Origin of the sequence: Lacticaseibacillus pantheris DSM 15945 = JCM 12539 = NBRC 106106, assembly GCF_001311175.1 — a bacterium.
Classification (GTDB): Bacteria; Bacillota; Bacilli; order Lactobacillales; family Lactobacillaceae; genus Lacticaseibacillus; species Lacticaseibacillus pantheris.
Genome location: NZ_BBAI01000003.1, coordinates 86,592 through 109,441 on the forward strand (window position 1 = coordinate 86,592; position 22,850 = coordinate 109,441).

Annotated in this window: 17 protein-coding genes and 6 pseudogenes; 15 read left to right on the forward strand and 8 right to left on the reverse strand. The window is 52.8% G+C overall.

The window, feature by feature from the left end; genetic code table 11:
* The first annotated feature begins 9 nt into the window (after nucleotides 1–9).
* A complete protein-coding gene (locus JCM12539_RS02270; RefSeq protein ID WP_156302000.1) occupies nucleotides 10–1,212 on the forward strand; it encodes an MFS transporter in 1,203 nt (400 codons plus the stop codon).
* A 448-nt stretch (nucleotides 1,213–1,660) separates the two neighbouring features.
* Here JCM12539_RS02270 and JCM12539_RS14485 read toward each other — a convergent pair whose 3' ends face one another.
* The 3 genes from JCM12539_RS14485 to JCM12539_RS14490 are packed head-to-tail and all read right to left on the reverse strand — an operon-like array spanning nucleotide 1,661 to nucleotide 2,747.
* Complete coding sequence (locus JCM12539_RS14485; protein ID WP_054648935.1) at nucleotides 1,661–2,209, reverse strand: Mbeg1-like protein; 549 nt, start codon at nucleotides 2,207–2,209, stop codon at nucleotides 1,661–1,663.
* 8 nt (nucleotides 2,210–2,217) lie between these two features.
* Nucleotides 2,218–2,298: an Mbeg1-like protein gene (locus tag JCM12539_RS15020; RefSeq protein ID WP_369396043.1), complete on the reverse strand. Its 81-nt coding sequence runs from the start codon at nucleotides 2,296–2,298 to the stop codon at nucleotides 2,218–2,220.
* A gap of 41 nt (nucleotides 2,299–2,339) precedes the next feature.
* Nucleotides 2,340–2,747, reverse strand: a complete 408-nt coding sequence (locus tag JCM12539_RS14490) for an Mbeg1-like protein (RefSeq protein ID WP_054648937.1) — start codon at nucleotides 2,745–2,747, stop codon at nucleotides 2,340–2,342.
* Between the two features lie 254 nt (nucleotides 2,748–3,001).
* On the opposite strand from JCM12539_RS14490, the gene JCM12539_RS02285 reads away from it, so the two are divergent.
* The 11 genes and pseudogenes from JCM12539_RS02285 to phnW all read left to right on the forward strand — a co-directional run bounded on the left by JCM12539_RS02285 (nucleotide 3,002) and on the right by phnW (nucleotide 14,535).
* The gene (locus JCM12539_RS02285; protein ID WP_054648939.1) at nucleotides 3,002–3,412 is read left to right on the forward strand and encodes a hypothetical protein; all 411 of its coding nucleotides are present in this window, start codon (nucleotides 3,002–3,004) and stop codon (nucleotides 3,410–3,412) included.
* 337 nt (nucleotides 3,413–3,749) lie between these two features.
* Nucleotides 3,750–5,276, forward strand: a complete 1,527-nt coding sequence (locus JCM12539_RS02290) for a Ppx/GppA phosphatase family protein (protein ID WP_054648941.1) — start codon at nucleotides 3,750–3,752, stop codon at nucleotides 5,274–5,276.
* Nucleotides 5,258–7,459: pseudogene (locus tag JCM12539_RS12510) on the forward strand (RNA degradosome polyphosphate kinase). Before JCM12539_RS02290 ends, JCM12539_RS12510 begins: the two are co-directional and overlap by 19 nt.
* A pseudogene (locus JCM12539_RS02305) lies at nucleotides 7,456–8,438 on the forward strand (Ppx/GppA phosphatase family protein). The pseudogenes JCM12539_RS12510 and JCM12539_RS02305 overlap by 4 nt, the downstream one beginning before the upstream one ends.
* Nucleotides 8,439–9,217: 779 nt before the next feature.
* Entirely contained in the window at nucleotides 9,218–10,240 is a 1,023-nt protein-coding gene (locus tag JCM12539_RS02315; RefSeq protein WP_225350187.1) for a phosphate/phosphite/phosphonate ABC transporter substrate-binding protein, read from the forward strand.
* Nucleotides 10,241–10,253: 13 nt separating this feature from the next.
* Nucleotides 10,254–10,984 (forward strand): annotated as a pseudogene (gene phnC / locus JCM12539_RS02320) (phosphonate ABC transporter ATP-binding protein).
* Between the two features lie 41 nt (nucleotides 10,985–11,025).
* On the forward strand, nucleotides 11,026–11,784 hold the full coding sequence (locus JCM12539_RS02325; protein WP_225350188.1) for an ABC transporter permease subunit: 759 nt from the start codon (nucleotides 11,026–11,028) through the stop codon (nucleotides 11,782–11,784).
* Entirely contained in the window at nucleotides 11,781–12,206 is a 426-nt protein-coding gene (locus tag JCM12539_RS02330; protein WP_054648949.1) for a hypothetical protein, read from the forward strand. The genes JCM12539_RS02325 and JCM12539_RS02330 overlap by 4 nt, the downstream gene beginning before the upstream one ends.
* Nucleotides 12,200–12,622, forward strand: a complete 423-nt coding sequence (locus tag JCM12539_RS02335) for a PhnE/PtxC family ABC transporter permease (RefSeq protein ID WP_054648951.1) — start codon at nucleotides 12,200–12,202, stop codon at nucleotides 12,620–12,622. Before JCM12539_RS02330 ends, JCM12539_RS02335 begins: the two co-directional genes overlap by 7 nt.
* A 27-nt stretch (nucleotides 12,623–12,649) precedes the next feature.
* Nucleotides 12,650–13,351: pseudogene (gene phnX / locus JCM12539_RS13770) on the forward strand (phosphonoacetaldehyde hydrolase); the annotation flags it as partial.
* 132 nt (nucleotides 13,352–13,483) lie between these two features.
* Nucleotides 13,484–14,535, forward strand: a pseudogene (phnW, locus tag JCM12539_RS13775) (2-aminoethylphosphonate--pyruvate transaminase).
* A 78-nt stretch (nucleotides 14,536–14,613) separates the two neighbouring features.
* Here phnW and JCM12539_RS02345 read toward each other — a convergent pair.
* The 3 genes from JCM12539_RS02345 to JCM12539_RS02355 form a co-directional block, all read right to left on the reverse strand.
* Nucleotides 14,614–16,005, reverse strand: a complete 1,392-nt coding sequence (locus JCM12539_RS02345; RefSeq protein ID WP_054648953.1) for an MFS transporter — start codon at nucleotides 16,003–16,005, stop codon at nucleotides 14,614–14,616.
* A 74-nt stretch (nucleotides 16,006–16,079) separates the two neighbouring features.
* Entirely contained in the window at nucleotides 16,080–16,370 is a 291-nt protein-coding gene (locus tag JCM12539_RS02350; protein WP_225350189.1) for a MarR family transcriptional regulator, read from the reverse strand.
* Between the two features lie 311 nt (nucleotides 16,371–16,681).
* Nucleotides 16,682–17,098, reverse strand: coding sequence for a MarR family winged helix-turn-helix transcriptional regulator (locus JCM12539_RS02355; protein WP_054648957.1), 417 nt, complete (start codon nucleotides 17,096–17,098; stop codon nucleotides 16,682–16,684).
* Nucleotides 17,099–17,188: 90 nt separating this feature from the next.
* Here JCM12539_RS02355 and JCM12539_RS02360 point away from each other — a divergent pair, with 90 nt between their 5' ends.
* The gene (locus JCM12539_RS02360; RefSeq protein WP_054648959.1) at nucleotides 17,189–17,635 is read left to right on the forward strand and encodes a GNAT family N-acetyltransferase; all 447 of its coding nucleotides are present in this window, start codon (nucleotides 17,189–17,191) and stop codon (nucleotides 17,633–17,635) included.
* Between the two features lie 261 nt (nucleotides 17,636–17,896).
* The gene (efp, locus tag JCM12539_RS02365) at nucleotides 17,897–18,460 is read left to right on the forward strand and encodes an elongation factor P (protein WP_054648961.1); all 564 of its coding nucleotides are present in this window, start codon (nucleotides 17,897–17,899) and stop codon (nucleotides 18,458–18,460) included.
* 146 nt (nucleotides 18,461–18,606) lie between these two features.
* On the opposite strand, the gene JCM12539_RS02370 is transcribed toward efp, so the two are convergent.
* Both JCM12539_RS02370 and JCM12539_RS02375 read right to left on the reverse strand, forming a co-directional pair.
* Entirely contained in the window at nucleotides 18,607–18,966 is a 360-nt protein-coding gene (locus JCM12539_RS02370) for a YxeA family protein (protein WP_054648963.1), read from the reverse strand.
* 311 nt (nucleotides 18,967–19,277) lie between these two features.
* Complete coding sequence (locus JCM12539_RS02375) at nucleotides 19,278–19,469, reverse strand: hypothetical protein (RefSeq protein ID WP_054648965.1); 192 nt, start codon at nucleotides 19,467–19,469, stop codon at nucleotides 19,278–19,280.
* 390 nt (nucleotides 19,470–19,859) lie between these two features.
* On the opposite strand from JCM12539_RS02375, the pseudogene JCM12539_RS02380 reads away from it, so the two are divergent.
* Nucleotides 19,860–22,597 (forward strand): annotated as a pseudogene (locus tag JCM12539_RS02380) (HAD-IC family P-type ATPase).
* Nucleotides 22,598–22,850 lie beyond the last annotated feature (253 nt).

The window sequence follows — 22,850 nt, forward strand, 5'->3', positions numbered from 1 at the left end:
GTACACTAAATGGCGAAGAAGTTTCAGAAAGAAGGCCAATTGTGTCTGCAAAAAAAACGGTTGTTTGGTCGGGATGCCGTATTAATCCTGCTGGGTAGTTTCTGCTACATGTCGTCATCCATGCTCATTAATCCGCTCATCGTGGGTTTTACGCACAGCATTGGTGCTAGTGCGTTAGTGGCGGGCATGGTGGCGGCCTGCATGAACCTGTGCTCGTTGCTTTTCCGCCCCTTTGCTGGGCAGTTAACCGACCGGGTGTCTAAATTCCGCCTGGCTTTACTGGGTGGAATTCTCCTGTTAATCGCCGGAATTGGTTACGCGCTGTCCGTGGCCCCGTGGATGGTGGTGCTGTTTCGGATTGTTAACGGGTTCGGCTTTGCTTTGTGTTCGGTCTGCATGGCTACCTGGTTGTCCGGATTGCTGCCGCGCGACCGGATCGGCACCGGGATGGGCTACTACGGTATGATGAACGCGTTGGGGATGGCAATTGCCCCGGCCCTGGGGATTTTCATGTATGGCCGGTTTGGCTACCGTTGGGCGTTCCTGTGCGCGGCTGCGTTCAGCCTGCTACTAATCATTTTAATTCAGTTTGTGGCGAATCACGGGCAACCGGTCGTACGCAAAGTCGCGCCGACTCAGCACCACGTGCGTATTGTCCAGCCGCGGGTTGTACCAATTGCTTTACTAATCATGATTTTATCCATTCCGTACTTTGCTACGCAGTCGTACATTGTCGAGTACGTCGCGGTACGGCACCTGCACGTGGCTGTGGGCAGTTTCTTCCTGATTTATGCAGGCATTTTATTAGTTTTGCGACTGGCACTGAAGGATTATTTCGACCGGGTACCATTCAAAGTTTTCTTGTTAGCCGGGATTGCCAGCAACCTAGTTGGAATGCTGGGCTTAACCTTCTTGGTCAATGATGGCATGCTCGTAGTTGCCGCCCTGGGTTTAGCGGGCGGTTATGGCCTGATGTACTCAGTGTGCCAAGCAACCGCGTTATTGGTAGCGCCGTTGAACGAACAGGGGCTGGCCAACAGTACCTTTTACATTGGGATGGATTCCGGAATGGTTTTAGGACCGATTATTGGTGGGGCGTTGTTCGACTTTCTACCATACGGCTGGTTTTACCCGGCGTTAATGTGTACACTACCGCTTGCTGGTTTAGTGTACTGGATGTACCGTCGTGGACTTGGCCCCCAAGCGAATTAAAAGGCACCCAATCTGCAATCTCCACACGGAGTATGTGTGGGGATCGCAGATTGGGTGCTTAATTGATTGGTTAGTGAATTGGTATGGTACAAACGGCAACTGATGCATAATTTGCGTGGGAATATACAGTGGTATTTCGTCGTCAACCAGTCCCGTGACGCCGGGCGCCAATTGATTTATGCACAGCGTTTTCTGAAAGCGCCAATGAATACTAATTATTCTTTGCAAGTGGTGGTGACGCCAAACCGTAATGCCAACAAAGGCCCCAGAGCGGGAAAAGCGCGAAACCACAGCAATTGTGATAGGGAAGCCGACATTCTAGAAACCGTTATCGTGGTTATCCACAGTTTGTGAAAATTGCCGTGAAAGGTCAATGCTGACGGCGACCAAGGGCCATGATTAAGAGCCTGGAAATAAACAAATTGGTTGTAAAATTGGCTTGGGCCATCTACCAATTATGGGTACCGGTACTGGCTTGTTGACCCGTTGGGGGAGCAATCAGCGCTGGCACGGCCGAGAGACCCGACAGTAACAGGCGGCGCGTGGTTTCACGCATGGCCGTTCGCGTACGCGATTGACCGCGACCAAGCTCGCGAATCAAGCGCCTCAAGTTGCTCTGCCACTTTGAACCGAATTGCTCAAAGTTGTTCGTGCCGGTGCGGCTAAGTGCCCCAAACAGCCCGTCTACGAATAGCTCGATGTGCTCGCGGTCGAGGCTACGGACCCACCCAGCCAGCGTGTGTTGCCAGTAGTGCGCCCATCCATCGATACGCGCACGCCGGAGGAAGCTGTCGCCCGCTGTGGTCCAGGTGAACGGGTTGTGCTGGTCCATCCAAACGGCATGGGCGGCGATAACCTGAAAGTCGGCGGTGGGGTCTAGCAGGATACCAATAAAGGTGCTTTGCGGTACTAGCTTGGTAATCCGACTGCGAATACGGCCGTGTGGTAGCCGGTCCGGCGCGTCAAGACTAAAGCAATGACGAACGCGCGCACTCAATGCTCTCGTTAGGTGACTGAAGCGTACACCGCCAAGCTGCCGCCTTTAGAGTGACCGCCAACGTAATAGGTCCCGGTGTTTTGTTTCATGGCGCGTTCGAGAAACCGCAACGCTGATTTTTGCGCTGGGATTACTTTTTTTTAAAAGCCATCGTGAAATCTTCCCGCCAGTCGCGGAAATCAGACTGCGTCCCGCGAAACGCAACGTAGTGAAAACGTCCATCCAAGTCGAAGTCCATTGCCGTACAATGCCCGTTTAGTCCGTCCAGCGAGACTGTCTGGACGCACCGTAGTTCGCGGTAACGACGACTTTGGGCCATTAGCTGCAAGAGTTTCAGGCTCTTGGTCTGTTCCCAGACCTGGTCGGTGAGGCGGCCCAGCTGAAACTCCGTGAGGGTGTTGATGGCGTAGTGGCCGGCAAACTGGGGGAAATTCAGGTAGGCGAGTTGGGCGATGATGACTGCGTCCACGTCGGTGAGTGGCTTGTCAGCGAAAGTTTGATCGCCATATTGTTCTACGAAACTAAATAAATCTGGCATCGCGTTAACCTCGATTATCAATGTTAATTTAAACCATACTATACCGCGTTTGGCGGTGTTAAATGTGACTTTTTAGTGAACGTTAATGCGCTTTCATACCGATTTAACCAAAACCGAAGTAATTGAAGAAAGTCTTTAAACGGCAACGTGTCGAAATGAACCGAATTTTCGGTATAATGAAGCAACCACCTTTGCCGGATAACTTGATTAGTGGTATGACGGTATCGATACTGTTATGTAGAAAGAATGGTAATATGCCCACAAATAATATTAAACGCCGGGGCCAGAACCCCGCGGTAATTACGGGTGAGACGGTCACCTTTATGAATAAATGGAAGAGCGACTTTGCTAGCGACGTGTTGGCGGCTCAGCAACAGATTGTTGATCACGTTGCGCATACGCACAAGTTGGTGTCAGTTGACGAGGCCCGGGGACTGGAACGGATGGCGCTGATGAACGCTTGCCTGAATAACGCCCGGTGTTACTCGCTAATTCTTGCGTTTGCGAATACGCACCTGGAAGCAATTTTGCACACCAACACCCAAAATATGATTAGCGAGTTGATGGGTTGCATTGATTTGCAGTTCGACCAGCCCAAGCTGCCGGAAATCATCAAGCAAGCCTTGATTAAGTTGGCAGACCAGCTGTTGGCGAACGAAAATTAGTCCGTTGATTGGTAGTTTGATAATTTTAATATTACAAGCACTGAGCCGGGATGCCTGATGGGACCGGCTTTTTGTTTGATTGTTGGCGTTGGGGGTTGATTGTTGTACTAGGATACTACTCTACTACAGTTGGATTACTATTGCGCCCGTGAACGTTGAATGTAGCCTGTTGCCGTCAAGCGCTCAAATTTATGGCTGTTCGAGGACGACACTTTGCCGCAAATGTCTGAAATTATTCCCCGCGATTGTGTCTAGAAATCACACAGTGCTATGATTAGGTCAGTGTTGTTGAACTACATATTTGCAGACTCTAAAAGTAGCTGGGATGGTGGTAGTAATGGCTGGGCAACCTTACGGATTAGTTGTTATTGAAAGTCAAGGCGTCGCGTTTAGCGTGACAAATTTACAGCAGTTACACGAGCTGGACCGAGGATTTTATCCGGTGGCAATTGGCACCGATAACTTTAGCGATAATTTTCTTAGTGTTGAAACTGCGGACGCACTGCAGACCGCCCTCAATACCGTCTTGCGCGTGTTCAAGGAGTACGGCGTGGAGGACTACACCGGCTTCGCGGGCAATGTTTTCTTTGAGGCAGATAACGCTGAATTTGTGCGTGACCAGTTGTATAACCGCACGGGTGTGTGGTTGCGCCAACTGGCAGTGTCGGAAGAAACCTATAACCGTGCTAACGCCGTAATGCAACATTTCCCCCAGTTCGACCAGCTGGCAAACGAGGGAACGTTGCTCATCGATATTGGTGGGGGCACCGTCGAGCTAATGGCGTTCCAACGGGGCCAGTTCTGCTTTGCACGTAACCTCCCACTCGGACCAATCCGTGTAGTTGAGGACCTGAAGCAGGTGCAACGCACAGAGACCAACTACGTGGCGGTTTTGCGGGACTATATTGATAGTGAACTGGTCAACTTCCTGCGGCTATTACCGCACGCACAGGATTATAAGCACCTGATCATCATGGGGACGGGCCAGCACCTCCTGGCCAAGCTGTTGCCAGCAAACGACGCGAATCGCGAAGTTCTCAACGATCTGCGCACGGTGTACCGCTCCGTTATACAAGCCAGTGACCAGTTGTTAGTGGACCGCTACGGATTGAACAACTCGGAACTGGATCAGGTGTTGCCGACCGTGTTGCTCGAGCATGAATTGGTTACCAGCCTGCAGATTCGCCACGTCTGGACCAGTAGCATCGACCTGCTGGACGGGTTGGCGGTGAATGCGGCCATTGATGCGGATAGTCGTGCCATCAAGTTTGACCATACGCGGATTATTCGGTCCAGCGCCATGTGGCTATCGGATTGGTACCACGTTGACCGTCAGCACCGGAACGCGGTGGCGGAGTTTGCTTTGCAACTGTTCGACCGACTGAAATCCCTGCATGGCCTGGGAAAGCGGGAGCGGGTGTTACTGGAGACCGCGGCCATTCTTGCCGACGTGGGCACCTATATTGACGAGCACGACGTGGGCGTGAACAATGAGTACCTAATTCGCGCGACCGACGTTATCGGTCTCTCCACGCACGAGCAACGTATGGTTGCGCTGGTAACGCACATATATACGAGTCACAAACCCGGAGTCTACCTGTCGATGGACAATGGTTTGCGGCGTGCGGAAAGGGTGGCGGCGGCCAAGCTGGCGTCCCTGTTGCGAATTGCGGACGCGTTGGACGCATCACGCCGGCAAAAAATCAGTCAAATTCGCGTCTCATTGCGTAGTCAACAGCTGACAATCACGGCTACCAGTCAGGACAACGTGGATTTGGAACGGTGGTCGTTCAATACGCGGAGTCGATTCTTTGAGTCTGTATTTGGTGTACCGGTCAAATTTAAATGGAGGAAAGTCCAGTGAGTGAAAAGCAAAAATTAGATAGCCCCAAATTTTATACTAACCGGGAGTTGTCCTGGATTGCCTTCAACGATCGCGTCCTGGAAGAGGCACGGGACGCTGATAACCCGTTGTTTGAAAGGGTTAGTTTTTTAGCCATTACCCAGAGCAACCTGGATGAATTTTTTTAACGTCCGCGTTGCTTCTTTGCGCAAAATGGTATCCGTCAAGTATAGCGAACCCGATGCTGCGGGGATGACCCCTAAAGAACAACTGAAGGCAATTAGTAAACGTGTGCACGCCATGGTTGCAAAGCAATACCGGACGCTCACCCGGTCGCTATTACCGTCATTGCGCCACCGGAAAATTTATCTCCGCACGCCGGAAGAACTGACGGAGGCCCAGCGGGATTTTATTGGTGACTATTTCCACCAGGAGGTTTTTCCCATCCTGACACCAATGGCTGTTGATGCATCGCGCCCGTTTCCGTTTTTGTCTGATGGCAGCATGAACATGGCTGTGCGGTTGGCACGACCGGATGGTGACGGTAAACACCACGATGAGTTTGCGACGGTTCAAATTCCCGGCGGGGTGCCACGTGTAATTCATCTACCAGGCGGCGACGAATTTATCATGCTTGAGGATGTCATCCGCACCTTTGTGAACGAGTTGTTCATTGGTTCAACCATTAAGGAAACGGCCACATTCCGGGTAACCCGGGATATGGGACTCGACGTTGACGAAGCTGACGCATCTGACTTGATTAAGGAAGTTCAATCCCAGCTCAAAAAAAACGTGAGCGTGGTCGTGTGATGCGTCTGGAAGTTGATGCGGGGATGGGCAAGCGGTTGGTACGCTACCTGACTAAGCAGATGCGGATTGATAGTGACGATGTTTATCCTATCAACGGGCCCATTGACCTCACTTTCTTGAAGCAAATCATTAAGCGGGTACAACCGGATCCCGACGCGGTTTACCCTGAACACACGCCGTACCTTAACCCCGTACTGCAAAATCAGAATATCTTTGACACTATTCGGCAACAAGACGTTTTCGTTCACCTACCTTACGATAGTTTCGCGCCGGTCACGGAGTTTATTCACCAGGCGGCCGGGGATCCCGAAGTCTTGGCGGTTAAGATGACGCTGTACCGTGTGTCTAGCCAGTCACCAATCATTAAGTACCTCAAGCAGGCTGCTAATAACGGCAAGCAGGTGACGGTGTTGGTTGAGCTGAAGGCCCGCTTTGATGAAGAAAACAACGTGCACTGGGCCCGCGAGTTGGAAGAAGCCGGTTGTCACGTTATCTATGGCCTGGTGGGTTTAAAGACGCACTGTAAACTAACGCTTGTTGTTCGCCGTGACGAGGACGGGCTGCGGCGGTACATGCACATGGCGACTGGTAATTATAATGACGTTACCGCCCGCCTGTACACCGACATGGGCCTCTTTACGTGCAATACTGAAATTGGTATTGACGCGTCCAGTATCTTTAATATGCTTAGCGGTTTCTCCGAGCCGCCATTCTTCCACAAGTTATCCATTAGTCCCGATGGCATCAAGGACTTTTTGAGCGACCAGATTGACGCCGAAATTAAGGAGGCGCGGGCCGGCCGCAAAGCCATCATTTGGATGAAGATGAACTCACTGTCCAATCCCCACATGATTCGTAAATTGTACGAGGCGTCCGCAGCCGGTGTCCAGGTCAACCTGTTGATTCGGGGTATTTGCGACCTCAAAGTGGGCATTCCGGGAGTTTCTGATAACATCAGCGTTCATTCCATCGTTGGGCGCTTTTTGGAACACAGCCGGATTTATTACTTCTATGCTGGTGGGGAGGAGCACGTGTACCTATCCTCCGCAGACCTGATGACCCGTAACCTGAAGCGGCGGGTTGAGATTCTGTTCCCAATCTTGCAGGACAACATCCGCGTGCATTTATTGCAGATTTTTGACTTGATGTGGTCCGATAACGTTAAGACCCGGGTACTGCAGCCGGATGATACCTGGAAACTTGTTGATGGGCGTGGCCATCCCCGTCTCGACGTGCAGGAATACTTTGTGGAGCACGCGGCGGCAATGAACCAGGAATTGTTGCCGGTGCCAGAGTCTACGCCCGCCGTCACGAACGATGGGCAGGGGATGCGCTTTACGCCGTTACAATCACCAGATGATCCGGGATTAGGAAAGGCAGGTACACGTGTATGACACACTTTGCAGTCATCGATTTAGGTAGTAATTCGGTACGAATGTCCGTGTGGTCAGTGAAGGACGACGGACAGCCCGTTGCGGAATCAAAGGTGAAGGAAATGGTTCGGCTGTCTGAGGATATGGGCGCTGAAATGACGCTCAAGGAACCGGCAATTTCACGGACCATTGACGCGTTGTTGCGGTTTAAGGATACCTACAGTAAATTGGACGATTTGACCATCAAGGCGTACGCCACGGCGGCAACCCGGCAGGCTAAGAACCAGAAAAAGTTTTTGAAGCGCGTCCGTGATGAGGTGGGCCTGCAAATTGAGGTTATTCCGGGAGTCCGCGAGGCTGAACTGGACTATGTGGGTGTGATTAACACCCTCAACGTGCAAAGTGGGTTAATTATGGATACCGGCGGGGCTTCCACCGAACTCGTGCTAATTCAGAACCGGCAGATGGAGCACCGTATCAGTATTCCGTTTGGTTCGGTCAATCTCACCGAGCACTTTGTGCAACACGACCCCATTACGCCTGGTGACTTGTTTCGATTGTGGTCGTCGGTGTCGAACGTTTTCAACGGCATTTGGTGGCTACGGGAAGCCAGAATCTACCGATCATTGCTTTGGGTGGGTCGAACCGGACGCTGGCCAAAATTCAGCGGCGGAAGCACCACTTCCGCAACTTTGAGGATATTCACGGGTTCAGAATGTTGAGTCGCAACGTCAACAGTGTCTTTGCCGAGGTGGTTGACGCCGACGTGGAGGCGCGCCGGGCGATGCCAGGATTGGCACGGGATCGGGCGGACATCATCGTTGCTGGCTTGGTGCCCGTGGTCACGATGCTGCGGTTCATTGACGCGGATAAAATCATCTTCTCGCAAAACGGATTACGGGAGGGTGCGCTGTACGAGTACCTACAGGGTAAGCAGCAGGCGGCCGCGCCTGACGAGGTTGCGGACGAAACGCTGAGCGACTTCACTGCGGACGAGTAGCGCGTGGATTATTAGCAAATATGTATGCAAGGGAGCTGGAGGCAGCTCCTTTTTTTTGCGCTGTCCGGAGATGGTGGGCTGTGCTGGTAAAGTGGCGGTGGGGCTGCGGCTTAGTGAACCGCTCCGTCATGACCGCTTCTGGGGCGAAACCTCCAACTCGCAAAGTACGCGAGTTTCCGGTGCGACTTGAAGCCTGCCTGCCAAGTGCGGGCAGTCAGTCTTCAAGTTCGTCGCGTTCTAACGGCTAAAGCCGTAAGTGCTCTCGGACTGGCTTCGCCATTCCTGCGAGTAGCACGCAGTAAGCGCTAAAGCGCAAACTGCCTGCGTAACCCCGGTAGCGGTCATAACTCCTGGTTCAGTCGCCTCCACCCCACCACCACTTTGCCGGCACCCGCCAGGTTGAGGATGATAAGCCAATATTGAGCTGACATGCGTGTATTTAAGCAAGGGCAAACCGGCTCGAGTGATTTCCCACCTGATAGTTACTTTGGCTAGCCGTTTAGCCGTAATAACTGTGGGGTACGAGCAGATTTTGACCAGTAAGGTAGAGGTTATTTAGCAATGAACAAATTTGATTACTTTAAAGTCTTGCACCGTGCTTACGCTCTCACGATTTTGGAAAATTCGACGCAGCCGCTACCCACTATTTGTATCGCAAGCCGCCGGTTCGTTTACACAACTGACACCAGGCTTTACCTAATCTACGCCGTGGCGGTTACACTACTTCGTTACACTGAGCTTACAGTTGTTGTTGTGCTCACCAATGAGGAGGAAGTGCTTTGAAGTTTAGTGTTAAACATCTCGTGTCCGTAAGTGCGATTGCCGCGGTGGCCGTTGTCGGTCTGAGCGGGTGTAGTAGCAATACCGCTGCCAAGCAAAAGTCAGATACATTAACCGTGGTCTTTTTACCGTCTGACTCGACCAAGGAACAGGAACCGGTGCGTAACGCCCTGAGTAAGTTGATCCACAAAGCAACCGGCAAACAAGTTAAGCTCCAAACGACCACCGACTATAACGTGGCCATTGAAGCAATGGCCTCTGGGAAGGCCCAAATTGGGTTAATGGGACCAGACAGTTACGTCGAGGCCCGCAGGCAGAACGGCAAAGTTGCCCCGCTTGTGACCTACTCTGGTGCTTCCGGAACGCTGCGCGACGCCCATTACTTTAGCTACTTAATGGTGCCCAAGAACCAAGTGGCAGCCTACCAACAGGACGGCAAGTATTCATTGACCAAGTTGAAAGGTAAGTCAATCTCATTTGTGGCGGCAACCTCCACGTCCGGCTTTGCCGTACCTGCCGGCGCCATTGCCAAGGAGAATAACGTCAAAGTTACGGCCCTACAAAAGGGTGGAGACTTCTTTAACAAGGTCCTTTACGGGCAATCACACCCCGGATCGGCGGTTAACTTGTTCAACGGTGACGCCGACGTGGCCGCCTTTGACGATATTGACCTGGTGAAGTACGGCAGCTTTACCAACGATAAGACTAAAGCTGGCGCTGATTTCAAGGTTAGTGCGGACGCACCAGCCCCATTAGATAGAGCGCGGGGCAAAGAATCGGTGGCACTGGCTGCGTACCCGGTACAAAACGAGCCACTGGCTGTGAACAGCAGTGCCGTTAACAAAGCCGACCAGGATAAGATTGTTAAGGCGCTCACATCAAAGTCGACCACCGATAACCAGCTGTTCTTCTCCAAGCCTGGTGCTAAGAAGGCGGGGTTGTTCACCCAGACCGGCAAGGTGCACTTCATTCATGTGACGGACAAGTGGTACGCGCCAACCCACAAGGTGTTGGGGCATTAGGGAGACTGACAATATGCTGACAGTACAGTCATTATCCAAGAGCTATACCCGCGACAAGGTGTCATTGAATGACGTCAGCTTTGATGCACAGCCGGCACAATCACGGCGGTTATCGGACCGTCGGGGGCGGGCAAAACAACCCTGTTGCGTAGCCTCAACCAGTTAATTCGGGATGACGCCGGTACGGTAACGTTGAACGGTGAGAATTTGCGACTGCTGAACAAACGGGCGCTACAGCGTGCCCGACGCAATATTGGCATGATTTTTCAGAATTACAATTTGATTGATGCCCTGACGGTTGTGGAAAACGTTCTGCACGGCTGTTTAGGCCGTAAGTCAACGTTGCGGGGCATGCTGGCACTCTATTCAGCGGATGAACGGGCCGAAGCAATGGCATTAATCGGGGAAATGGGTCTGAGCGAATTTGCGTTTGTGCAGTGTCGGCACTTATCGGGGGGACAAAAGCAGCGGGTCGGTATTGCCCGAGCGCTCATGCAACACCCCCAGGTACTCTTGTGCGATGAACCCATTGCTTCCCTCGACCCCAAATCTGCCACGTTGGTGATGGATATCCTCCGTCAGCAGGCTGACAACAAGCAACTGATCGTAGTGGTTAACCTACACCAGGTTGCCATCGCGCGGGGATATGCGGACCATATCGTGGCGTTAAATCAAGGGGCCAAAGTGTTTGACGGCACCGCGGCTGCACTGACCGATGCCCGGGTGCAGGAGATTTACGGTTAGGGGGTAAATATGACTCAAGCACGATTTTTTAGGCGGAAGCAGTGGCTAACTGTTGTGACCGTAGTTGCCTGATGGGAATGTACGCTGCGGCGAGTCTGGCGCTGGGGTTTAATCAGTCTACACTGTTGGAGCTGCAAACCGGCTTTGCGTGGATGGCCCGCAACTTTGTGCCCACTGGCGGGGCGTTGGCCAACCTCACTACCATTTTGTACCAGCTATGGCGGACGTTTGTGATTGCGGTAGCCGCAGCCGGAATTGCGGGGGTGATGAGCCTCGTAATAGCGGTGATTGGCGCGCAGAATATTGGCGTCCGGAACGCGGGGGTTACGTGGTTGGTTCGCGGCTGCGCTTCGATTTTGCGCAATATTCCTATCATTGCCTGGGCACTAATTCTATTATTTTCGTTTAAGCAAAATGAACTGACCGGTTTTCTAGCGCTGTTTTTGATGAACCTAGGATTTCTTACCCGGGCCTTTCTGGAAACCATCGAGGACTTTGACACCAACAAGTTTGAGGCGTTGACGGCTACGGGGGCTAACAAACTCCAGGCGATTTGTCAGGCCCTGCTTCCGGAAATTGCCGTTCCTCTGGTTGAATGGTTACTATACATGATTGAAAACAACGTACGTGATGCCACGCTGGTGGGACTGCTGACGGGGACTGGTATTGGCTTTTTGTTCGACCTCTACTTCAAAAGCCTCAATTATCCGGCAGCAGGGCTAGTTGTACTGACGCTAATCGTTTTGGTCATTGGCTTGGAGTTGCTGTCGAACCAGATTGAGAGGAGGATGTCGGCATGAAGGTAATTGACGAATCGCCAGCAGTAGTGGCGAGCCCAGAGGCCACCCCGACGCCCCGACCAAGAAGTTGCCGTCGTACAACCTTACGCGTCTTTGTGGCGGGCATCAGTCTTATCAGCGTCTACGGCGTGGTCAGCGTGATTCCCCAACATTTTGATCTGGGGACGGCCACACGCAGTTTTCTGGGACACCTCCAACTAATGTTCTTGAGCCCTAATTTTGGGACCGATAGCTTCGTCAAGTTGGGGCTGGCCCTGATGCAAAGTGTGGAACTAGCATTACTAACTACGATGCTGGGTGCAGTTGTCGGCCTTGTTTGCGGGCTAATGGCAGCGCAAAATATCGCTCCTCGATGGTTGGCCTTACTGGTTAAGAGCGGGATGGCTTCATTCGGGCGATCCCCACCATTCTGTGGGTGCTAATCTACAGTGTGGCACTGGGGCTGGGGCCGAACGCCGCGGTGGTCGGGCTGACCTTCCACAGTGTGGCGTACCTAGCCAAAGTTTTTGCGAACACAATCGAGGAGATTCCTGCCGCCACCATTGAAGCATTGAAATCCAGCGGCAGTGGGTTGTTGCCCATCATTACGCAAGCCGTGTTGCCGTCACTCACGTCGCGGCTACTCAGCTGGACGTTTATCCGCTTTGAAATTAACTTTGCGAACGCCGTTGTGGTTGGCGCCGCAGCGGGTGCCGGGGGAATCGGTTACCAACTGTTCGTGGCCAGCAACTTCTACTTTGATTTTCACGAGGTAGGCATGATTGTGTACTACATTTTAGCGTTCGTTTTGATTTTGGAACTAGTATCGTCGCGGTTACGGCACCGCTTTATAGCGTGATGACCGCAAGCAAAGGGGGAACTTTCAATGACAATCCAAGCAGTGGTATTTGACTGGGCGGGTACCACGATTGACTATGGCAGTCGTGCGCCAATTATTGCCTTCCAGCGGGCCTTTGCCCACTTTGGGATTACCGTTCCTGAACCCGTCATTCGCGCCGACGTGGGTCTCGACAAGGAGCAACATATTGCAAAAATTTTTGGTGAACCGATGGCGTGGACGGTGTGGCAGGCCGCTGGTTATGGTCACGACCGGGATGCGGCGGTCCAGGCCGTCTACGCACAATTTAAGTTGGAAATACAGCGGGTCTTGACCGAGACGGCCACGTTAAAGCCTGGGCTCACAACTTTGCTCGACTACCTAAATCTCCACCACGTGGCCATCGCGTCTACGTCGGGGTACACCGCTGACATGATTGCGCAGGTTGCCCCCGTGGCCGCCGAGCAGGGCTATCAGCCCGAAATTAACGTCACGTCCGAGCTGACCGGTGGGGTGGGACGGCCACAAGGGGACATGCTGAACTACGCCATGCAGGTACTGCACGTGACTAACCCGCAGAACGTCATCAAAGTTGGCGATACCGTGAACGACATTCTGGAGGGTGCCAATGCCGGCGCCATTAGTGTGGGCGTCCTTGAAGGCAGTAATGTGGTCGGTCTCGCTGAACCGGAGTACGTTAACTTGACACCGGCCGATCGGCAACAAGTTTTGGCTGATGCTAGACGGGTATTTATGGACGCGGGTGCGGACGCCGTCGTGGACACTTTACCCGACCTCATTCCGCTGATTGAGCGGTTCAATGTCGCCGAACAACAGACCGCCCCGTTACTATTAACACCAGGGCCGCTGACGACATCCCGGATGGTCAAAGAAACCATGTTGGTTGACCACGGTACTTGGATGATGAGTACAAAGCGGTGACGGAGGACGTGCGTCGCGACCTACTGCGGGTTGGCCAGGCCAACCCGCAGGACTACACCACGGTATTGATGCAGGGTAGCGGTAGCTTTGCGGTGGAGGCCACCTTACAAACGGCGATTCCCAGTGACGGGACGGTGTTAATCGCCATCAACGGTGCGTACGGCCAACGAATGGCGACGATGGCCGATCGGATAGGGATTAGGCATCTCGACGTGGACTTCGGTGAGTTAAACCAGGTCACACTTCAGCCGGTATTAACCGTGCTGGCGGAGCATCCTGAGGTCACCCACTTTGCGATGGTCCACTCCGAGACGACCACGGGCATTTTGAACCCGCTCGTCCCGATCATTCCTGAGCTCACGGCGCGCGGAATCGTCACCATTGTGGACGCCATGTCCAGCTTTGGTGGCGTGCCGCTGGAGATCGATGCAGTGGGCATGGACTACCTGATATCCAGTGCCAACAAGTGTATTCAGGGTGTGCCTGGCTTTGCCTTTGTGATCGCCAAGCGGGCGGTATTGGCTCAGACTGCCGGGCGTGCGCGCTCACTCAGTTTGGATTTATACGACCAGTGGCGGTGCTTTGAGAACAACGCGGGCAAGTGGCGTTTTACCAGCCCACGCACACCGTCTACGCGTTTCACCAGGCGCTCCACGAACTCTTTGTGGAGGGCGGCGTGCGGGCCCGTACCAATCGTTATGCCCGCAATGAGGTTCGTCTACGCAAGGGGATGGCCAGTCTGGGCTTTGAACCGTTAATTGCGGAGGTTGCCCAGTCGCCCATCATTACTAGCTTTAAGTATCCACACGCCGACTTTGACCTCACCGCCTTCTACCACGCCCTGAAGGATGAAGTTCATTATCTACCCCGGGAAGGTGTCGGCTGCCGCCAGTTTCCGGATTGGTAACATTGGGGAAGTTTACGACGGGGATGTTGACCGTCTGCTCGACGTCGTCAGTCGCTACGTTGAGCAACCAGCACCTGTACGTTAGGGGCAAAACGCAAAGTAGCCGGATCAACCATGCGTCGTCATCGTGACGCGGAGTTGGTCCGGCTACTATTTTGTCTGGCTATTGTTGACCAGAAGGGACCCGGGCCGTGAGCACCCAGACCAGGATTGTTTCGGCCGCGGCGATGGCCACCACCACGCCGAGCGCGTTGACGGTGCCCGCCGTTGTGCCCTGCACGAGGTTGTGGGTGCCAGCTTGACCGGCGGCCACGATGGTCGACGCGAGGCTGGTGCCCAGCGCCGCCGTGAACTGTTGTGTGGTGTTGAAGAGGGCATTACCGTCACTTTGCTCCTGCGTGTGCACCTGCTGCAGGCCGGTGGTCATTAAGTCGCCAAAGCTAATGCCAATACCAACCATAAAGGCGGTGTACCAACCGATAATCAGGGGGTTACTCAAACGTTCGCCCGTGATGAACATGCCGACGATGCCTACAAGTACAAAGAGAGCGCCCACGCGCAATGGTAACTTGGGGCCTGATTGATCGAGCAGGTGGCCACCAACGGGTGAAACGGCTGCCCCGATAGCAGCTCCGGGCAACAATACGAGGCCGGCAACGAGCGCGGAGTTGTGGTTAACTAACTGAATGTAATTCGGCATGAGAAACGACAGCGCGAGCGCAGCGATTTGCAGGCACGCAAAGGCGAGAATACTGACGGTAAACAGTGGTTTGCGCAGTAACGCGAGGTTAATGATTGGCTGTTCAATGCGTGCCGAGCGCAGCACGAATAGTGTCAGGGCGATGATTCCTATCACCAGAGCGCCGGCAACTGACCAGCTGATTAAGGGTTGTCCGCCAAAGTTACTGATGCCGTATATGAGCCCGCAGAACGTAATGACGATAAGGCCAACGCTCAGTCCGTCAATGCTAGCGGGGACCGGTGCGTGTTTTTGCTCAATGCAGAGTAGCCCCAAAATTAACGCCAGCACCAGTACTGGTAGGAGGAACACGAAGATGTAACGCCAGTTGAGGCTGGAAACGATGAACCCGCCAAACGTGGGCCCAATTGCCGGCGCGATACCGGTAATTAGCGTACCCACGCCCATCATTGTGCCGACTTTGCTGGCTGGCACCTGTTCCAAAATGATGTTGAACATGAGTGGCAACGCGATACCCGTTCCGAGACCCTGGACGGCGCGTCCCAACAGAAGCACCCAGAACTGTGGGGCCGCTCCGTCAAGGATGACCCCCAAAATAAACAGACTGATGGCCCAAAGAAACAGCGTCCGGGTTTTAAACCGGCGTTTCAGGGTTGCGGACATCGGCACCATGGATGCGACAACCAGTAGGTATAGGGTGGTGAGCCACTGGACCGTATTGGTTGGGACGTTAAATTCACGCATCAGGGTGGGAAAGGTGATGTTCATGGCCGTCTCGACGATGACGCCGCAAAAGGACATGAGGCCGGTGGCGACAATGGCACCGATAACCTGTGGTCTAATTCGTTCGTTCATGGGTATGGCCTCCGTTCAGTTCGATGAAGCGATGGAGCATCTGGGTAATGAGCGCTTGTTCGGTTGATGAAAATTCAGCGTTGATTGCGTTTTGTTGTTGCGTAATGTAGTTGGACGCACGCTCTTGTAGCGGTTTGGCCGCGCTGGTTACGGTGACGATTTTTTTGGCGCGAATCGTTTGGTGACGGGTGGCGTTCAACCAGGTCCTGCTTCTCCATACGTTGGAGGGTCACGGTGGCGGTAGAGCGCTGAATGTTGAACTCAGTTTCGATGTCGCGTTGCAGAACGTCGGTCCGCGTGCCAATAAAATCGAGGATGGACATCTGGGTGCCCGTCAGGCCGAATTGTTTGGCGTAATTGTCCATGGATTGGTTCATTTGGTTGGTTGCGTGTTTAATTAGTTTACCTAGGTCAATCGTTGCATATCATTCCTTTCGTTAGTTAGCTAACGAAATCTAGTATACGTCAGCCAATCATAAATGCAAGGGGATATGTTGGGTATGCACCATCCATCACTGGCGATAATTATTGACTTGTTGATGCAGTAGATAAGTATAGTAACGGCCGTATTCCAGTGTTGGTCTGGATCGAAACGATTCGCCGGTTGCCGAAGTGATGGTGTACGCCCAAATTTGAAGTGTTAGTTGCAAACGCAACTAACAGTGCTATAATCACTTTATTGCAAGTTCAAGTCAATTTGGTTGAGAATTACGTGCAATTCCTGTCTCTGGCCGGCAGTTAATCCGGACATTGCCCGTTCAACGTAACCCTGTTCGAGGGCCTTTATTTGCGGGTAAACGGATTTGGCCTTGCCGGTGGGCCGGACGTGCTTAAACTTGCGGTCGTGGGCGTCGGGCACGCGCACTATGTACCCGCGGCCTTCCAACTGGCTCAGTGCACGGCTGAGCGTGGTTTTGTCAATGCGGGTGAGGTGGACGAGTTCTGCCTGGGTGAGGTCCTCGTGTTCGACAATACGCATTAGGTAGATGAAGAGGTTGTTGGACAGGCCTAGGGAGCGTACCTGTTGGTTGACGTCAGAGGTGGCTTGCCGTGAAATGGAGCCAATGAGTCGGAATAGCGCGGTGTCATCCATGCTGTGGTCTCCTTTGCATGCTTTAATCAGGTTGATAGTTGTATTTTCAACTACTCACGTACATTTTAACAAATAGGGGTGTTTAAAACTATGTGGTACGAAAAGAAATTGCAGGATTTAACGATTGATGAATACTTTGAGATTATGCGTTTGAGGGTCGATACCTTTGTGGTTGAGCAAAATCGGGTTTACCATGAAGTTGACGACAACGATCCGCGCGCACGGCACGTTTTCTATCGCGACGAGGAGAGTGGACGCGTGCAGGCATACGCCCGCATCTACCAGGAGCCTGGTAGTGATCAGGTGACATTTGGCCGGGTGGTGACGAGTGCGGCCACGCGCGGGCAGGGAATGGGTGCGGCATTGCTGAACCGGATTTTGCAAAGTTGCGCTGCCCATTGGCCGCACCGCGACATTGTGATCGAAGCTCAACAGCAAGTGACGGGCTTTTACGAGCGGGTGGGGTTTGTCATGGACGGTGAGCCGTTTATATTCAACCAAACACCCCACGTACGGATGGTGCGGGTAGCGGGTTAACCAACGCGGAATTTCCGCGGCGGCTTTGCATTAATGTGGTGCATCGCCCGAGCAATTGTTATAATGAACAGCGTACCGGGGTGCGAATTAGGCGACCCCGACTTAAACGTGGCGGGTGGTTTCGTGCCCGGCCCAGATTGGAGTATCAGATGCTGATTCATCATAGTGAGCGCCCGCGCAACTTAATGGCACTCCTCCAGCCCCCTAGCTGTTGTGCGCAGTGGTGGATGTTAACTAAGTCAAAGCGAGGAGTTTAATCAAATGATTGAAGCAATTAACTTGAAGGCCGGCATGGCGTTCGAAAAAGACGGTAAGCTAATCAAAGTGCTGTTCACGAACCACCACAAGCCAGGTAAGGGTAACACTGTTATGCAGATGAAGCTGTATGACGTCCGCTCCGGGTCAATCGTGCAGACCACGATGCGCCCAACTGAAAAGGTGGAGCAGGCCATTCTGGACAAGAAGAAGGCACAGTTCCTGTACAGTCAGGACGATACAGCGTACTTCATGGACACGGATACCTACGACCAGTACGAACTACCAACGGCTAGTATCAGTGACGACATGCAGTTCCTGCTGCCGGACACCATTGTCGACATCGAATTTTATGGCGATGAGGTGATTGGTGTGACTTTGCCAAGCACGGTGACGTTGGCCGTGAAGGAAACCAGTCCAGCCATTAAGGGCGCTACGGTTTCCGGCGGTGGTAAGCCCGCCACTTTGGAAACTGGCTTGGTGGTTCAGGTGCCTGACTTCATTAAGGAAGGCGACAAGCTGGTCATTAACACCGACCGTGGCGGTACTTACGCTAAGCGTGCCGATTAAATAGATTTGCAACCGACGTTACGTTGTGACCCCGCTGGGCTTTGGCTGGCGGGGCTTTTTTTTGTTGCTCGGACTATTGAGTTGTTGGGGTTGTCTGACAGGAAAACGCAAAAACCGCTTACAATTTGCGCGGGTTGTGCTACGAATTACTTATTCAACTTTGTTAACGCCTTAGCCGGCACGGCGCTCTTCGCGACCGCTTCCCACTTGGTGACACCCTTCTTCTGGTTGTAGGTTAACTTCAGGTAGGCGTTGCGGTGTAGTGGGCGTGCCTTGTTACCGTTAAAAGTCAGCTTTTGGGCTGTGCCTTTGTCGTCATAACCGGTTAGAACGTAGTTGTAGTCGACGTATTCTTGGCCGTTGTCGCCCTTATCAACGAACCTCTTGCCGTCGGTTGTTACTTGCGTGTAGTAGCTGGGGCCGCCGTAATTAACTTCTTCATATATTTTTAGGCCACAAACTGTGACCAATAAGAAGGCTATTAACCCAATTAGTAACTTTTTCATAGTCCATCACCTCGATAGTTATTTTGCCTTAACTGGCCGGGTAGCACTACGGACCAAAGTCTGATTAGGAAATGTTAAAGGCGGTGCGGGTCTACCAATGCGGCGGAAATCAGAAAATGTGGCTGTGCCAAAAGGCGGTTAGCTCCCGATATACAAGACGGCATCAGTGGAAATCCCGAACTTAGGATTTCTGCTGATGCCGGCTTGTACGTTAGGGAGCTGCCTTTTGGCGCGCGATCACGATGTATCTTTATGTGCTAAAGGATTCCGTCACAATCCCGTTTTGGTTTCCGTTTAAGCGCACTAATGACCTAGCTGGCCGTTAGCCCAAGCCGTGATGATTGCCATGCGAGGCCAACGATGACCATAATCACGCCGACAACGGTCAAGCCCGGAATATGACTCTCATAGTGGGTGAAGAAGCCGTAACGCATGCGGGTGTTTAGGGCTACGATGATCATGCCCACCAAAAAGATACCGCCACCAATTGCAATAAGATTCATTTCAAATTTTCTCCTTTATTGTACGTTGCTACTCAATTTGGTTGTGCCGAACGGAATGACTACCCTCAGTATTGGGCTAGCACCGTAATTTGCTTTGAGCATATTTTACCATAATCCCTGTTGTGAAAAAGTTATCCGCGTATCCTATTATGGCCGGTCGCACCGTTGATCTGGCTGGTGATAGGCCGCTGACTGGTGGGGGCATAACTCAAGCCAATTACGTCGGTCCCATTGGTCGGTAAATCCGGTATTTTATCCCGTAATATTACGATAGTAAAAATTAGTCTACAATGTGTTGACTGGTTCACTGATATGCTAATATTACAGTAGACCAACAAGTGTATTGGTACTATTAGACCGGGGCATTCCCGGATTAGGAGAGTGTTTTGAATGGATGATTCTGCGCAACCAAGTCCTCAACGGGACGATCAGGACGTGGATAAACCGCCTTTATGGCAGTTGGATGATAATCAGTTACGGGCGCGTTATGGCACCGATACTGACAACGGTTTAACTGACGACCAGGTGCGGCAACAACGGGCGAAGTACGGCTTTAACGAGTTGACGGCCAAGAAGCAATCGCGCATCTTGCGATTCTTACGGCAGTTTAACGACAGTATCAACTATATTTTGGCTGGTGCGGCCGTGTTAACACTGTTGATGCAGCACTGGTCGGATTCGTTTGTTATCTTCCTGGTGATTATGGCTAATGCGTTTATTGGCTACTTTCAGGAAGTGTCGGCGGATAACGCGTTGGCTAAAATCCAGGAGTTACTGGTCTCGCAAAACTTTGTGTACCGGAACGGCGTTAAGTTAGAGTTACCGTCACGGGAACTTGTGCCAGGTGACTTGGTGCAGCTGGAGGCTGGGGATGCAGTTCCCGCCGATATGCGGCTAATTTCAGCGGACAATTTGGCCGCCCAAGAATCGATACTGACTGGTGAAACCAACTCGGTGGCAAAAACCGAGGAACCGCTGGCTGACGCACATTTGGCCCTCGCCGAGCGTACCAACATGGTGTACGCTTCGACCGATATCACCCAGGGATCGGGGTTGGGCATCGTGGTGGCAACAGCCGCCCAGTCCGAAATCGGTCACATTCAAAGCAGCGTTAAGGAAATCAAATCAAAGCCCACGCCGCTGGTGCAAAACCTGAACCGTCTCGGTTTAGGCTTGTCGCTGGCGATTGTGGCGGTCGCAGTCATCCTCTTTGTGGGGGGACTGTTGACGCATATATACAGCTTGCCGACTTTGACCATCGCCGTGATTACCATGGTGGTTGGTTCCATGCCGGAAGGGCTGCCGGCCAGTACTTCGGTGGTTCTGGCCATGGGGACGCGCCAGTTAACGCGGAAAAACGCCATCGTCAAAACATTGCCAGCAGTGGAAACGTTGGGCGCCGTGGACATTGTCAACACCGACAAAACGGGTACGTTGACGAAAAACGAAATGACCGTGACCGATGTTGCCACCCCTGACGGTGATTTTCAGGTATCGGGTGTGGGTTACGACGCTGACGGTACGCTGACAGACCAGCAAGGCGAACCAGTTGATTGGCGCAATGATGAGCGGCTGCACTGGCTGGTCCGGATTGCTGGCGAAACCTCAGACGCACAATTCCATGAAGAGGACGGCCAGTGGCAACTAACGGGTGAGCCGACCGATGGTGCGTTAACGGCTTTGTACCACAAGCTTTACGGTGAAGAGCCTGACGTTAACGAGGTCGATTCGCTACCATTCGATTCGCAGTTCCGCTATTCGGCCCGCCTAGCTGACGTCGATGGGGAACGGGTGCTGATGGTCAAAGGTGCGCCGCAAACTTTGGCGCGCCTAATCAAGGAGCACGGCGGTACCGTGATGGAGGCCGAGTTAGAGGCAACCATCACGCGCTTTGCTAAACAGGGTAAACGGGTTGTGGGATTGGCGCGGCAAACGGTGCCGCAGGATCTGGAAGAGATTGACCAGTCCCAAATTGGTACGGACATGCAGATTATGGGGCTGGTAGGGATTATCGATCCGCCCCGGCCAGAGGTCGCTGCGTCCGTGCAGCAGCTCCGTTACGCCGGAATCAAGGTTAAAATGATTACTGGTGACGATCCACAAACCGCCGCGGCCATTGCGCAACAGTTGAACCTCGGAGAAGATGTGCGCGCGATTACCGGTCCTGAACTTGACGCCATGAGTGACGCCGAACTTGACCGGGAAATTGGCAAGTACACGGTGTTTGCCCGTGCGACGCCGGCCGAAAAACTCCGGATTGTGCAGTCGCAGCAGCGTAATGGTCACGTCGTCGCCATGACTGGTGACGGGGTGAACGATGCGCCCGCGTTGAAGCAGGCCGATATTGGGGTTGCGATGGGTATTAAGGGTACCGACGTTGCCAAAGGGGCAGCGGATATGGTCCTTGCGAATGACGACTTCACCACCATTCAAACGGCGGTGAAGGAAGGTCGCCACGTCTTCGATAATATCCGTAAAACGATTCGCTACTTGCTACCGACCAGTTTTGCTGAAGGATTCGTGGTGGTGTTGAGCATGTTGCTTGGCCAGGAATTGCCGCTGTACCCGACGCAATTACTATGGATTAACATGGTGTCGGCGCTGACGATTCAGTTTGCCTTTATTTTTGAGCCACCAGATGAAGGCATTATGGCTCGTGGACCCCGGAACGTGCACGAGGGGATTATTACCAAGGCTTATGCCGTGGAGATTGCCTTTGTGGCGTTGATGATTGCCGGACTAGGAATTTATATCTATGACCTACTGACCAGCATGGGCTTTAGCCACACAGTGGTAGTACCGTCACGTTACAGGTCATCATCTTTGGAAAAATTTTCTACCTGTTCAATTTACGGACGGAACATCCGGTATTCTCACGTTACTTGTTCCAGAACAAGATGGCGTTTTGGATTATCGGGTTGTTGCTGTTACTGCAGGGTGCGATTATCTACCTGCCGTTTATGCAGGATGTTTTCCAAACGACCACGGTGGGCGCGGCCGTTGGCTGGGGGATTCCAGCCCTAGCTGGGCTCGTTGTGATGACGGTTATGGAAGTCTGGAAGTTCGTCCAGATGACTTATCGTCGTCATGTCGGCCGGGTGCACGACAAAATGGAAATTAAAGACTAATCGGCAACTCGATTGTGGGGGTCGTACTAACGTGGTGGGCAGCCAAAACGTTGGTGCGGCTTCTTTGCGCTCTAGTGGTGGTTCTGGCCGGTGCGGGTGCCGTGGTGCGCTACGACTTTGTGGACCGCTCCACGGTGACCGCTGCTAGGGCGAAACCTCCAACCGCAAAAACCGCGGTTTCCGGTGCGAATTCAAGCCTGCCGACCAAAAACGTCGTCAGTCTTGAATCTCGTCGCGCTGTACGTCGCCTCCG